The 12,211-nt window shown below is 62.8% G+C and carries 14 protein-coding genes and 2 tRNA genes; 3 read left to right on the forward strand and 13 right to left on the reverse strand.

Annotation, left to right across the window (positions count from 1 at the left end; translation table 11 throughout):
* The 5 genes from ACN0X9_RS15025 to ACN0X9_RS15045 all read right to left on the reverse strand — a co-directional run.
* Positions 1-74, reverse strand: a 74-nt coding sequence (locus tag ACN0X9_RS15025) for a hypothetical protein (protein ID WP_306017553.1), incomplete at its 3' end; no start/stop codon positions are given.
* A 178-nt stretch (positions 75-252) separates the two neighbouring features.
* A complete protein-coding gene (locus ACN0X9_RS15030; RefSeq protein ID WP_417488380.1) occupies positions 253-618 on the reverse strand; it encodes a hypothetical protein in 366 nt (121 codons plus the stop codon).
* 62 nt (positions 619-680) lie between these two features.
* Positions 681-754, reverse strand: a tRNA-Gly gene (locus ACN0X9_RS15035).
* A 111-nt stretch (positions 755-865) separates the two neighbouring features.
* A complete protein-coding gene (locus ACN0X9_RS15040) occupies positions 866-1,903 on the reverse strand; it encodes a GGDEF domain-containing protein (protein WP_417488381.1) in 1,038 nt (345 codons plus the stop codon).
* Between the two features lie 307 nt (positions 1,904-2,210).
* A tRNA-Tyr gene (locus tag ACN0X9_RS15045) sits at positions 2,211-2,296 on the reverse strand.
* 129 nt (positions 2,297-2,425) lie between these two features.
* Between ACN0X9_RS15045 and rlmB the strand changes: the two genes are divergently transcribed.
* Positions 2,426-3,241, forward strand: coding sequence for a 23S rRNA (guanosine(2251)-2'-O)-methyltransferase RlmB (gene rlmB / locus ACN0X9_RS15050; RefSeq protein ID WP_417488382.1), 816 nt, complete (start codon positions 2,426-2,428; stop codon positions 3,239-3,241).
* Between the two features lie 51 nt (positions 3,242-3,292).
* Here rlmB and ACN0X9_RS15055 read toward each other — a convergent pair whose 3' ends face one another.
* The 5 genes from ACN0X9_RS15055 to ACN0X9_RS15075 all read right to left on the reverse strand — a co-directional run bounded on the left by ACN0X9_RS15055 (position 3,293) and on the right by ACN0X9_RS15075 (position 8,071).
* Positions 3,293-4,297, reverse strand: coding sequence for a GIN domain-containing protein (locus ACN0X9_RS15055; RefSeq protein WP_417488383.1), 1,005 nt, complete (start codon positions 4,295-4,297; stop codon positions 3,293-3,295).
* A gap of 124 nt (positions 4,298-4,421) precedes the next feature.
* On the reverse strand, positions 4,422-5,603 hold the full coding sequence (locus ACN0X9_RS15060; protein ID WP_417488384.1) for a DUF819 domain-containing protein: 1,182 nt from the start codon (positions 5,601-5,603) through the stop codon (positions 4,422-4,424).
* A gap of 60 nt (positions 5,604-5,663) precedes the next feature.
* Positions 5,664-6,269, reverse strand: a complete 606-nt coding sequence (locus ACN0X9_RS15065; RefSeq protein WP_417488385.1) for a glutathione S-transferase family protein — start codon at positions 6,267-6,269, stop codon at positions 5,664-5,666.
* Positions 6,270-6,306: 37 nt separating this feature from the next.
* Entirely contained in the window at positions 6,307-6,705 is a 399-nt protein-coding gene (locus tag ACN0X9_RS15070; protein WP_417488386.1) for a RidA family protein, read from the reverse strand.
* Positions 6,706-6,709: 4 nt separating this feature from the next.
* The gene (locus ACN0X9_RS15075) at positions 6,710-8,071 is read right to left on the reverse strand and encodes a M20 metallopeptidase family protein (RefSeq protein ID WP_417488387.1); all 1,362 of its coding nucleotides are present in this window, start codon (positions 8,069-8,071) and stop codon (positions 6,710-6,712) included.
* Between the two features lie 167 nt (positions 8,072-8,238).
* On the opposite strand from ACN0X9_RS15075, the gene ACN0X9_RS15080 reads away from it, so the two are divergent.
* Both ACN0X9_RS15080 and ACN0X9_RS15085 read left to right on the forward strand, forming a co-directional pair.
* On the forward strand, positions 8,239-9,168 hold the full coding sequence (locus tag ACN0X9_RS15080; RefSeq protein WP_417488388.1) for an ABC transporter ATP-binding protein: 930 nt from the start codon (positions 8,239-8,241) through the stop codon (positions 9,166-9,168).
* Positions 9,165-9,890 carry an ABC transporter permease gene (locus ACN0X9_RS15085; RefSeq protein WP_417488389.1) on the forward strand — a complete coding sequence of 242 codons (726 nt, stop codon included), beginning with the start codon at positions 9,165-9,167 and terminating at the stop codon, positions 9,888-9,890. The genes ACN0X9_RS15080 and ACN0X9_RS15085 overlap by 4 nt, the downstream gene beginning before the upstream one ends.
* Here the strand turns inward: ACN0X9_RS15085 and ACN0X9_RS15090 are convergent, their stop codons facing one another.
* The 3 genes from ACN0X9_RS15090 to ACN0X9_RS15100 form a co-directional block, all read right to left on the reverse strand.
* Positions 9,891-10,190 carry a hypothetical protein gene (locus tag ACN0X9_RS15090; protein ID WP_417488390.1) on the reverse strand — a complete coding sequence of 100 codons (300 nt, stop codon included), beginning with the start codon at positions 10,188-10,190 and terminating at the stop codon, positions 9,891-9,893.
* Positions 10,183-11,052, reverse strand: coding sequence for a peptidylprolyl isomerase (locus ACN0X9_RS15095; RefSeq protein WP_417488391.1), 870 nt, complete (start codon positions 11,050-11,052; stop codon positions 10,183-10,185). The genes ACN0X9_RS15090 and ACN0X9_RS15095 overlap by 8 nt, the downstream gene beginning before the upstream one ends.
* A gap of 208 nt (positions 11,053-11,260) precedes the next feature.
* Positions 11,261-12,211: methionine--tRNA ligase (locus ACN0X9_RS15100; protein WP_417488392.1), on the reverse strand; the 951-nt coding region annotated here is incomplete at its 5' end.

Below are 12,211 nucleotides of genomic sequence, written 5' to 3' on the forward strand. Positions count from 1 at the left end.
TTGCCGTGGTCAACGTGACCAATCGTGCCGATGTTCGCATGCGGCTTGGTGCGCTCAAACTTTTCCTTCGCCATGATTTACCTCTTGAACGCCGATCTTGATCGAGAAGATGGGCTATAGACTTGGATGTATTGATTTCATTGGATATGGCGTGACCATACCCGTGAGACCGGCGCGGGATAGCGTCGCTCGCCAAAGAAGGCAAGTCCGAAGCGCGGATTGCCGTTTTGGGCCGCAGAGAGCGCGCCCGGCCTACCGGGGCGTTTCCGTCGCCCGGTCCTCCCCACACGCCGCACAGAGTTTTGCCTGTGGTGTCCGCAAGGGCTTGGAACAGAATTGGCAATCGGGTCCGTAAAGCGCGGCCCTGACAGCCCGCAGGTCGAACGGATGCGCAAGAACCAGCCCTGTCTTGTCCTCATAAAGGCCAAGCGCGTATTGACCGAGTGCCGCTAAATCATCGCGCTCTGCGGCGACACCCAAACGGGTCTCGCCGTTTCGACGCACATCTTTCCGCGCGTTGACGTAATTATCGACCGCCGCGCCGATCGGAGCGTAGTCCGCATCGTCCAGCATCCAGACCTTCCGCTTGAGCCGGTAGCTGTAGCGATACTCAGGCATCGACCGACCCTTCTGTCGCGTTCGCAAGACAGGATCATAGCCGAAAAATCATGACGGAAAAATGGAGCGGGTAGTCGGGATCGAACCGGCATCCTCAGCTTGGAAGGCTGCTGCACTACCATTGTGCTATACCCGCATGTCCCAAGGGACGGGCGTTGTGTTTAGCGAATTCGTTTCAGTGCGTCGAGGGGGCGGATACATCGAATCCTGCACGCGGGCGATCCGGCCGCGCCGACAGGCGGGCCGATCAGCCAGCGCGGCTGGCCGGAGCCGTCTCGTCAGACGCCCTGAGTTCGGGTTCAACCCGATTTCGGCCACCGCGCTTGGCGCGGTAAAGATACTCGTCCGCGCGCGCGAGAAGGTCTGTCGCGCTCGCATTCACATCACTCTCTGTCACGCCGAAACTGGCTGTCGGCGAAACCGATCCGCGCCCCTCCACCTGAATGGAAATCGCGGCGATCATCTTGCGCATGCGTTCCGCCATCAACTGCGCCTGCTGACCTGACAGGTCGGGCAGGATGACGACGAACTCTTCACCGCCGATGCGACCGAGCGTGTCTGACGTCCGCAACGCCTGCTTCACCACCCGCACGGTTTCAATCAGGACCCGGTCGCCAGCGAGGTGCCCGAATGTGTCATTGACCCGCTTGAAATGATCGAGGTCGAAGACAACGATAGCGAACGGTTTGCCGGTTTCGCGATTGCGGTCGGTTTCCGCGGCCAGGATCTGGTCAATGGCCGCGCGATTGGCAGCACCGGTCAGGGCATCCGTCGCGGCCCGTTCGCGGAAATGGGCCATTGAAATCTCGGCCGCCTTCTTGGCCGTCTCAAGGCGCAAGGCCGCATTGACCATCTCGTTTCGGAAAATTGTCGCCCCAATGAAAATGAAAGTGGCTGCCCCACCCAACGCCGTGAGCAAGGTCACATTGCTGCTGGTGACCGAATAACCAACGGTTTCGGGAGACTGGACGACACACCCGACATAGATCGACAGCGCCGCCAGCATATAAGCAAGGCCGGTCCGCCATCCGACCGCCAGCGTAAACGTCATGATACCCGGCAACATCATGATGTTGGCAGGCGATATCAGGGCCTTGCCCATGGTCGCCATACCCGCCAGCATGACCAGCAAGAGCGCGCCGAGCAGACGGGCACGGTTCTTGTAGTCAGAGCTCGCATTGATCCAGATCGGCGCCACAAGGCAGATCAGCGACGCGATCGCCCCCGTCACCAACAGGCCGGGCTGGTCTTCAAAGAATTTCAGGCTGACCAGGGTGACCATCATACCTGCGATTCCGGGCAGCACGCAAAACGCCGACAATGATCGACGCGACGCGATGTCCATGTGCTGATCGGTATCATCTGCCGGCCAGTACCGTCGCAACATGACGGGTTCCCCTCCCAATTCGAAAGGAAAGCCTAGCGCAAAATTGTTTAAAGCGTCTGAAGGCGAGGTTGATCGTCACGCACGTCAAACTGCGCTGGAGAGGGGCAATTCGAACCCACAGGGTTCGCAAGCGCGACCGCGCGTCGGCCGGTCAGGCCGCCCCATCGGAGGCGTCCGCAACGCGGACTGCCGTGAGATCAAGAAATGGTGGAGGGGGTTGGATTCGAACCAACGTACGCTCTCGCGGCCAGATTTACAGTCTGGTGCCTTTAACCACTCGACCACCCCTCCACAGGGTGCCTTCAGGCCGCGACTTAACCGGCCCTTCGGAAACCTGCAAGAAACAGTCTCAGCTTGCGGAGAGGCATGTTATGCCTCGGCAAATCAAGCGACCGCCCCAAAACAGGAGCGCGGACTATAGTGACGAAGACTCCCATGCGCAACACCTCCAGACGCCCCGATTACAGCCGCCGCTCCAAGCCTGCTGGCACTGGCGATTCGGGCTGGATATGGGGCCGCCACGCGGTGCTCGCCGCGCTCGCCAACAAGCGCCGCGAAATCCTCGAACTGAAGGTCACCCGCAATGCTGCGCGAGACCTGCCGGACGGCACCGATCACCAACAGGTCGAGCCCAAGGTCATAGACAACGCCCTGCCCGAGGGCGCCGTCCACCAGGGATTCGCTGCCCGGGCCCGCGCCTTGCCGTCTGAATCCGTCAATGGCGTGATCGATCCGACCCATGGCGCCCTTCTGGTGCTTGACCAGATCACCGACCCTCACAATGTCGGAGCCGTGCTGCGCTCGGCCGCAGCGTTCGGAATCCGTGCCGTCATCATGCAGGACCGCAAGGCGCCGCCGCTATTCGGCACGGTCTGCAAGAGCGCCGTCGGCGCCGCCGAACGCGTCGCCCATGTGCGGGTGACCAATATCGCCGACACATTGCTGGAGTTTCGCAAGGCCGGACGTCATGTCCTGGGTCTGGCCGGAGAGGCCGAGCTCGATCTCGCCACCGCCCTCGCCGCTCCGGACGGCAAGGGCTGGGGCCCCGGCCTGGTCCTGGTGATGGGATCGGAGGACAAGGGGCTGCGCCAGCGGGTGGCGGAATGCTGCGATCAGCTCGTCCGCATCCCGATGACCGATACAGTGGAGAGCCTGAATGTCTCCAACGCAGCGGCCATTGCGCTCTACGAGGCAGCAAAATGGCGCCCCGTCAGAGACGAGACGCCATCTGGCTGATCCGACCCGGGGTGCGGGAGGCTGCGGGCCGGACGCTTTCAAAGTCCTGTATCAGTTGGCATCGCCGACGCGCAGGACCGTCCGGCCATTGCGGGTCCAGTTGACGCTGCCTTCGATTTCGGAGATCGACACATCGCCGCCGCCATTTTCGCGAACGACAATGTCCACGGCTGTTCCGCCAAAGGAGATGTCACCGGAGCCGCCGATATAGGCCTCGAATGGTTGGGCACGGCCCGCGTGAGCTGCGATATCGCCAGATCCGTTGATCCGTGCCGAAAAGGCACCATTCAGACTGGCAGCCTCAACGTCGCCGGAACCGGAAATGCCAACCGCGAGCCCGGCCACCCGGCCGAACTCCACATCGCCCGAGCCGTTGATGCTGACGTCCGCGTCGCCATCGACATCCCTGGTCAGGACATCGCCGGAACCGTTGATGGAGACGCTGACTTCACCGCCGATCATTCCGGTCTCGATATCGCCGGACCCGTTGATGCTGATGTGGGCGCCCGCGCCAATTGAACCGGTGGTGATATCGCCCGAACCGTTGATCGCGACACGCGCTTCACCGGCGATATCGCCGACATCCAGACGTCCGCAGCTATTCATTGAAAGATCGGCGCTACCGAGATCGCCCGCCGTCCCAAGATAGGCACTGTCATCCAGCTCAAGTGCGAGCGAGGCCGGTGCGGTGATGACCAGGCTGGGATATTCGTCAATGCTGTGACGATTGCCACGGTTGAGCCCGATGCTCATCGTGTCATTGCGCGTGCGGCAATTGGTGTTGCGCAGGCGCAGGCCACCATCGATTCGCACGGTCGAACCGGAATGCGACACGGACGGATCATCGACATGACCGCCGGTATTGGACATCGCCACTGTAATCGTATCCGAGGAACCGGTGCGGATTTCGATCCGGCCGACGAAATTCTCGATCTCGAGGCGTTCGGCATCATAGCTGCCAACGTCATTGGCCTGCAGGCTGGCGCCTGCCGTCATCGAGAACAGTGCGATGCCGGCAATCGCGGCGCTGGTGGCAAGCAAGATCGGTTTGGTCATGGGGCGTCCCTCCTGGTGTCTTCATCCCTTGATGCAGGTCGAGGCCTGATCGGATGCAGTGTGAGTACGACGATAAACATGACCGACATGCCCCGCTCTGTCCGGGACATGACAGGTCAGTAAGTCAGCCTGGCCAGATCTGGAAGACGACGGTCGCCACCACCGTGCCCAGGGCATAGCCCACCACGCCAACCAGTACGCCGGGGGTGACCAGGTCTTTCCAACCCTTCGCTGCCGCCAGGGCCGGTGCGGTTGTGGCACCCAGAATCGCGGCGTTTGATGCGGTGATCAGTTCGGGCAGCGAAAACCGGAGCAGCGAACCGATACCGAAAACCACAACGCCGTGGACGAGCAACAGAATGCCAATGATCAGGATCAGGACGGGCGCGGTCTGTACCAGCCCGACCACATCGGCCCCGGCCGCGATCGCCGCGAAGAATACGAAGCTGAGCGCGACACCGATCTCATAGCCGCCGTGCAGGCGGGCCATCACCCGCGGGAATGCCGTGGCCGGGATCAGGGCCAGAACGGTGATGATCGCATAGCGCCAATTGCCGGCACCCGGTCCGAATTGGCTGGACAGAGCAGCTGTGATCAAGTCGCCCAGCGCAACGACCACGAGCGCAAAGGTGATGGAATAGGCCAGCGTCGCAGCCGTGACCTTGCCCCCCTCCTCGGCGATGACCTCGCCTTGCGAATGATCGCGCTTCACGAAACGCGAGGCGATCCAGCTGATACCGGGGAGAACGGCCAAAAGCGCCAGGAACAGTCCGGAGAACAGGTTGTCGACCGCTGTCGCACTCGACACAAAGTCCGGATCAGCCTGGGCGAGGCCGGTGATATCGATCAACGCCGCATAGTTCACCGAGCCGCCGATATAGGTCGCGATAAACGCGCCAACCGCGCCGGATTCGCGCGAGACCATGTCAGCGGTCCGCACGCCCGTCTCGTAATCAGGCAAAGAGATGAGCGAGAAGGCGACGACTGCGCCGATCACGGTTCCAGCCGCGGCCAGCAGAAAGGCACCGAACATGCGGCCGGTCTCGAAGAAGATCTTGCGGAGATCCGCCTTCATGAGGAAAAGCGGGATAAGGATTGGGACGAAGTATCGGAAGACGAAGGAGTAGCCTTCGGAGTCCTGCGGTATCAGACCGATATTCGACGCCAGGATCGCGAACAGGATCGCCCAGACCGCGCCGGTGAGCAGAGCGCCGATCCGGGTCTTCTCCATCAGGAAACCGGCCGCCGCCACACCAAACAGGGCAGCAACAGACGCAACGGCATTGTCAGCCGGAATCAATGACATGGCATTCCCCTCAAATCCTGGCGCGAAACCTAGACGTCGTTGCCCGCGACCGCAAACCCGTCACCCCGCAAAGGCGGCCTCGCGCTCCATGGCACGTTTGTAGGCCGGGCGTTCGACAAGTCGGCCGACATAGCCAGCAAAGGGTTCGATCCGCTCGAGCAGATTGAAATTCATCATGAAGTTCAGCGTCGACCCGATCATCAGATCGGCCGCTGTGAAATGATCACCGACCAGGAATTCGCGCCCGTCCAGCGCCTCGGCCAGAGTCGCCTTGACGGATGCCAGATCGCCCCAACCGGCCATTTGGCGCGGCGTCTCCCGTGACATGGCCTTGTCGATGAAGGCCGGCTCGATCACCGAACCGGCGAAGAACAGCCAGCGCAGGTAGGCCCCACGGCCGGTTGCATCGACAGCCGGAGCCAGGCCTTTCTCTGGAAATCGGTCGGCCAGCCAGGCGCAGATGGCAGGACTTTCAGTGATCAGTTCACCGCCGACATCCAGCGCCGGAACCTTACGCATCGGATTGACCGCGCCATAGGCCTCCGACTGGATATCGTCGCGGATATTGACGATGCGGACATCGAACGGTTCGCCGATTTCCTCCAGCATCCACAAGGCATGAAAGCCGCGCGTCTTCGGGCAGTGATAGAGTGTCAGTTCGGTCATGTCTGTTCTGTCTCCCCCGATCGGATGGAGGCTCCGCTCACCCGGCCTCGATGCAGGCATCCGCTTCGATCTCGATCAGGAATTCCGGACCTATGAAGCGCGATATCTCGACCATCGTCGTTGTTGGCGGATGGTCACGAAACACATCGCCATGGGCCCGGCCGAAGGCCTCCCAGTGATCGATATCGGTGACGAACATCCGCGTCCTCATCACATCGCTCATCGAGGCACCGACCTCGGCCAGGGCCTTGGCAATGATGTCCAGGCAGCGCCGTGCCTGGGCTTCCGGATCGCCGACCGCAAAGGGCTGACCTTCATCGTCCAGTGACACCGAGCCGGTGACCCAGACCAGATTGCCGCGCCGGATCGCGCGACAATAGCCGACCTGCTTTTCCCAGCTGGCACCGGTGAAGCTGCGTTGTGTCCCGGTGCTCATCGTTCTACTCGGCACCGCTGATCGCAAGAATGTCGAGCGCGACCGCCGCCATCGCTTCGGTGGCCTGGGTGATCGAGCCCTGCGGGTCGTCCGGCGCGAAGAAGGGCGAGTGGTTGGACGGCGGGACCAGGCCCCGGGCGGTATAGTCGTCCAACGTTGCCTGGGTGGTGCCGCCGACCCAGAACATGAAGGTCGGGATATTGTGGTCGGTGCGGTGATATTGTGAAAAGTCCTCGCCACCCATGACCGGAGCGGCTTCAACCACGGCTTCCGCCCCGAAGCGCGCGCGCATCGTTTCAACGGCACGTGCCGCCAGATCCGGATTGTTGAACAGGGCCGGCGTGTAGGTCTCCTCGATCTCGACGCGCGGATACTCCTCCGGCGTCAGGCCATAGGAGGCGGCCTGGTTCGCCGCGATGCGCTGGATTCCGGTGAGGAGCTGCTCGCGCACCTCGTCGGTATAGGAACGGACTGTCAGCTGCAGATGGGCACCGTCGGAGATGATGTTGTGCTTGGCGCCGGCATTGAAGGCCCCGACCGTCACGACGGCCGGTTCGAGCGGGGAAACTTCCCGCGAGACCAGGGACTGCAGCGACACCACGATCTGGGACGCCAGATAGATCGGGTCCTTGGTCGTGTGCGGATAGGCGCCATGCCCGCCGCGGCCCTGCACATGGATATCGACCGAATCGACATTGGCCATGGCATAGCCCGGCACATAAGTGATGGTACCGGTCGGGATCGCGGAGAAGGTGTGGAAAGAGACGTTGAAATCGGGCAGCGGGAAGCGCTCGAACAGTCCGTCCTCGATCATCGCCACGGCGCCCTCGCCCAGCTCCTCGGCCGGCTGACCGATCAGCACCAGTGTACCGGACCATTCGTCGGTCCGCTCGACCAGTTGCCGGGCAGCCCCGACCAGGGCCGTCATGTGGGTATCGTGCGCACAGGCGTGCATGACGGGGTTTTCGACGCCGCGAAGATCCGTGCCAGTTGCGGTCGACGCATAGTCCAGACCGGTCTGCTCGGGCACCGGCAGGCCGTCCATGTCGGCGCGCAGCATGAGCGTGGGTCCGTCGCCATTTTCCATTACCGCGACGATGCCGGTCTGGCCGACGCCTTCAGTGACTTCAAAGCCAAGCGACCGCAGCTCGCGGGCAAGGCGGGCGGCCGTCTCGACTTCGCGGAAGGACAGTTCCGGATTGGCGTGGAAGTGCTGGTAGAGGTCTTCCAGGTGCGCCTGGTAGTCAGCGGCGATGGCTGTACGCAGGGCGTCATCACCGGGCGCATCCTGAAGCGCGCGGGCGGCAGGCTGGGCAGACAATGTGAGCGCAATGGCGGCGACAGCCGTCAGCAATTGGCGTTTCATGGTGGCATTCCCCTCATTGAGTTGTCGCCATTCGACCCAGCTCGCGCGCAAAGGTCAATGGATACCCGCTTCACCCGCCCAAGGGGGACAGCGATATCCACAATCCCGCCCGTCTGGCGACACCGCAGCCTTGCGTCTTTCGCGTTGCGGAACGCCTATTGTCGGTCATGACAGACACCGTCCTTTCCCTGCAGGGTGTAACCCTGCGCTACGGCAAGTTGACCGCGCTGGACGCGGTTGACCTCGCCATTCCTGCCGGCGCCATTTACGGATTTCTCGGCCCGAACGGAGCTGGCAAGACCACGGCGATCCGCTGCGCCATGGGGCTTTTGACTCCCCAGGCCGGACGTGTGCTGATCGACGGACACGATCTCACCAAGAGCCGTCGCAATGCGCTCGCCAGCGTTGGCGCCGTGATCGAGACCCCGGCCCTGTTTCCCAATCTGACCGGTCGGGAAAACCTGGACATCACCCGGCGGATGCTGGGTGCCGCGCCGGCCTTGATCGACAAGGCGCTGGAGCTGGTCGACATGCGTGACGCCGCCGATCGTCGGGTCGGGCAATACTCGCTGGGCATGAAACAGCGCATGGGGCTGGCCCGGGCGCTGCTCGCCGAACCCCGCCTGCTGATCCTGGACGAACCGACAAATGGATTGGACCCTGCCGGCATACGCGACATGCGCGCCCTGATCCGCGCCCTGCCCGAACGCACCGGCGCCACCATCTTCATGTCCAGTCACCTGCTGTCGGAAGTCGAGCAACTGGCCAGCCATGTCGGCCTCCTGCAGCAAGGGCGCGTCGTCTTTGACGGCACTCTTGCCGCCCTGTCCGAACAACAGGCCCCCCGCCTGCTGGTCACCGCCACTCCCGCCGACACGGCACACGAGGTGATGACCGCGAATGGATTTGCCGGCGTCATTCGTGACAAGGATCGCTTCACGCTGACCGATCCGGAGGCGATCACCGCCGAGCGGGTCGCCGCGCTCAATGCGGCGCTGCACGCCGCAGGATGCCAGGTCAGCGAACTGACCCTCGACCGTGCCGACCTGGAAACAACCTTCATGACCCTCACCGGCCACGCGGAGGCCCAGCCATGATCAATATCCTGATCGCCGAAGCGACCAAGCTGCGCCGCTCTCTGGTGCTTCTGGTCGCCGCCACACCGCCAGTCATGGTCTTTGCCCTCGGCGTCCTCGTCGTGGCCAGCGGCAACGCGCCGGAAAGCTGGGCCATGCACACCATGGCCGGCTCGGCCATCTGGGCCTTTTTCCTGTTGCCGATGAGCGTCATCGGTATCACTGCCCTGATCGCACAACTGGAACACGGACCCGGCACCTGGTCGCACACGCTGGCCCTGCCGGTCCCGCGTTGGCAGATCTTCCTCGCCAAGGCACTGGTCAGCCTCGGCCTGATGGCGATTGTATCCGTCGCCGTCGCCGCGGCCGGCTATGCCAGCGCCATGATCGGCCTGCAATTGGGCGAGGACGCCGTGATGGAAGGCGGGTTCGACCCGACCTTCGCCTTCGAGCTCTATGGCAAGATGTTCATTGCCGGATTTCTGGTGATGGCGATCCAGTGGACCATGGCGATGCGCTTTCGCAGCTTTGCCGCGCCGGTCTCGGTCGGCATCGGCGGCACCTTCGTGGCTGTCGCCGCGACCAGCGCCGAGAAGGGTCTCTATTTTCCCTGGCTGATGCCGGTCAACGTGCTGGCGTCCGAAGGCGGCCGCGGAGACCTTGCCATCGCGATGGGCGGTTTTGGCGGCGTGATCGTCTTTGCCCTGGCCATCGCCTGGCTCAGCCGTCGCGACTGGGGATGATCAGACCGGTTTTGCCTTGAAGTGACGAATGTCTTCCTGGGCGGCCAGGCAGGCCGGGCGCAACTGGTCGGCCTGCGGGAAATCATGGATGCGCGCCCAAAGCGTATCTTTCAGCGTCGCCGGATAGGCCTTGAAGCGCCGCGCCGCATGACCGATGGCCAGAATGCCCGCATTGACCATCCACGGATCATTGGCCGTCGACGCAAATTCGAGCGGCGCAGCAAGCGCGTCCAGGTCTTCACAATCCATCGCGATCTTCACAATGTCGGCGGGAGCATAGCGGGTCGGCAATTCAGTCATCCAGTTGCGTTTGAGCCGTCCTCACGGGACCGGGCATGTGACAGGCCTCGATCACCGGTGGCGGCGTTTCAAAAAAGAAGTCGTGTGTCCGGTTGCGGCGGCCGTCCTTGGCTTCGTGAAAGGCCTGACCGTCCGTTCGCATGACCTCATAAGCCGGTCTGTCATCCTCGGGAAGGTCCGAGGCGATCCTTGCTGACACAATGATGTCACGAGCTCCCGTGTCGGCGATCACACCGGAATTGACCGCCGGATCACCGCGCTGGAGCGCCTGGACATGCGCCATGCCGTCAATCACCCGGCCAAAGACCGTCATGATGCGATCGAGATGGCGCGGTCCCTGCCCGATCACGATGTAAAATTCCACGTCGCCGCTGTCGGGATCATTGTCGCGGGCCATGGCGACAGTGCCGGGGCAATGGATCGGCCAGACTTCGTCACCCGCCTCGTTCGCGGCGGCGGGGAAGCCGGCGACATGCCCGACCTGCGTTGCGTACAGGTCGTCATCGATCATGGGCGTGAAAGTCACCGACGAGGCCGCGACCGTGAATTCACCGGCCAGTGTCGGATATTGCGGCAGCTCGACAGAGTCCGCTTCTTCACCGCGCCCGCCCTGGGCAACGAAACCATCGATCACGCGATAGAAGCTGCGCCCGTCGAAGAAGCCGTCGCGAGCGGCCTGGCGCATGCGATTGGCGTGGTTGGGTGCGACCCAGTCGGCAAGCTCGATGGCGATGATACCATCCTCGACCTCGATCAGCAGGAGATCGTCCGGATCGACCGGGCGCCAGTCGGCATCAGGCTGGGCCATCATTGGACCCGTCAGGATTGCGGCCAGGGCCAGCGCCGTCAGTGCTGCTTTCATCGCGGTTGATTTCATCGAGTCAATCGAGGGCGCAAACGCGCCCACTCCCCCATTGATATCTTGTCAGCCAGTGGGCCTTGGGATGAAAGCTTCGTCAAGGCCAACTCCGGTGCCGCGTAGCGGGCTGGCGCCTTGCCGAAGCTTTCGTCCCAAGGCGGCATCCCGGCAAGAAGCAATGCCTGTTTCCGTCTCTCGCGAGACGAGGTTTCTACTCGCTCGGCGCGCCGCCAAAACGCTCGGTCCATTCCGCGACCTGGGCATCTTCGATCTTGGCAAAGAGAACGGCCGGCGGCGTGATCGCCATGCCATGCGGCAAGGCATCGAGCAGATCGGCGGCCGACCCGTCGAAATTCCAGCTGCGCCGATCCTCAGGCACGCCAAGGGCATCAAGGATCTTGCTCGCCGCTTCCGGGATGAAAGGCTGGGCGAGGATGCCAAACAACGCCACCAGATTGAGGCCGGTGCGCACCCCGACAGCGGCCGCATCGACGTCCGACTTGTACTTCACCCACGGCTCGGCCTTGGTGAGATACTCATTGCCGGCAGCCCAGATGGCGCGGACTTCGGCAGCCGCCTTGCGGAACTCCATTGCTTCCATATTCGCGATAAGCGCCGGCAGGCGCTGGTCCAGCTCGGCGGCCATCCAGGCCTCGTCCTCGCCCGGTGTCCCGGCGGACGGCAATGCAGCATCGAATTTGGAGACCGTGTATTTGGTGATCCTGTTGACGAAATTGCCCAGCACATTGGCGAGATCGGAATTGATCAGCCCCTGGAAATGCTCCCAGGTGAAAGCCGCGTCCGAGCCTTCCGGCGCGTTCGCAGTCAGATACCAGCGCCAGTAATCCCCCGGCAGGATGTCCAGCGCCTGGTCCATGAAGACGCCGCGCTTTTCGGAGGTCGAGAACTTGCCGCCATACCAGGTCAGCCAGTTGAAGGCCTTCAGCTTGTCGACCGTCTTCCACGGCTCTTCCGAGCCCAGGATGGTCGCCGGGAAGGAAACGGTGTGGAAGGCGACATTGTCCTTGCCCATGAACTGGACATAGGTGACGTCGCCGGCGCCCTTGTCGGTGCGCCACCAGCTCTCCCAGTCGCCTCCACCGGCCTCGGCCCACTCGACCGTGGCACCGATATAGCCGATCGGCGCGTCGAACCAGACATA

Source organism: Maricaulis sp., assembly GCF_048268525.1.
In the GTDB taxonomy this organism is placed as follows: domain Bacteria; phylum Pseudomonadota; class Alphaproteobacteria; order Caulobacterales; family Maricaulaceae; genus Maricaulis.

What these genes read in the sequence shown, in the direction of transcription:
- ACN0X9_RS15030 (WP_417488380.1), bottom strand. Translation starts at nt 618, where the DNA reads ATGCCTGAGTATCGCTACAGCTACCGGCTCAAGCGGAAGGTCTGGATG.
- ACN0X9_RS15040 (WP_417488381.1), bottom strand. Translation starts at nt 1,903, where the DNA reads ATGATGGTCACCCTGGTCAGCCTGAAATTCTTTGAAGACCAGCCCGGC.
- ACN0X9_RS15055 (WP_417488383.1), bottom strand. Translation starts at nt 4,297, where the DNA reads ATGACCAAACCGATCTTGCTTGCCACCAGCGCCGCGATTGCCGGCATC.
- ACN0X9_RS15060 (WP_417488384.1), bottom strand. Translation starts at nt 5,603, where the DNA reads ATGTCATTGATTCCGGCTGACAATGCCGTTGCGTCTGTTGCTGCCCTG.
- ACN0X9_RS15065 (WP_417488385.1), bottom strand. Translation starts at nt 6,269, where the DNA reads ATGACCGAACTGACACTCTATCACTGCCCGAAGACGCGCGGCTTTCAT.
- ACN0X9_RS15070 (WP_417488386.1), bottom strand. Translation starts at nt 6,705, where the DNA reads ATGAGCACCGGGACACAACGCAGCTTCACCGGTGCCAGCTGGGAAAAG.
- ACN0X9_RS15075 (WP_417488387.1), bottom strand. Translation starts at nt 8,071, where the DNA reads ATGAAACGCCAATTGCTGACGGCTGTCGCCGCCATTGCGCTCACATTG.
- ACN0X9_RS15080 (WP_417488388.1), top strand. Translation starts at nt 8,239, where the DNA reads ATGACAGACACCGTCCTTTCCCTGCAGGGTGTAACCCTGCGCTACGGC.
- ACN0X9_RS15085 (WP_417488389.1), top strand. Translation starts at nt 9,165, where the DNA reads ATGATCAATATCCTGATCGCCGAAGCGACCAAGCTGCGCCGCTCTCTG.
- ACN0X9_RS15090 (WP_417488390.1), bottom strand. Translation starts at nt 10,190, where the DNA reads ATGACTGAATTGCCGACCCGCTATGCTCCCGCCGACATTGTGAAGATC.
- ACN0X9_RS15095 (WP_417488391.1), bottom strand. Translation starts at nt 11,052, where the DNA reads ATGAAAGCAGCACTGACGGCGCTGGCCCTGGCCGCAATCCTGACGGGT.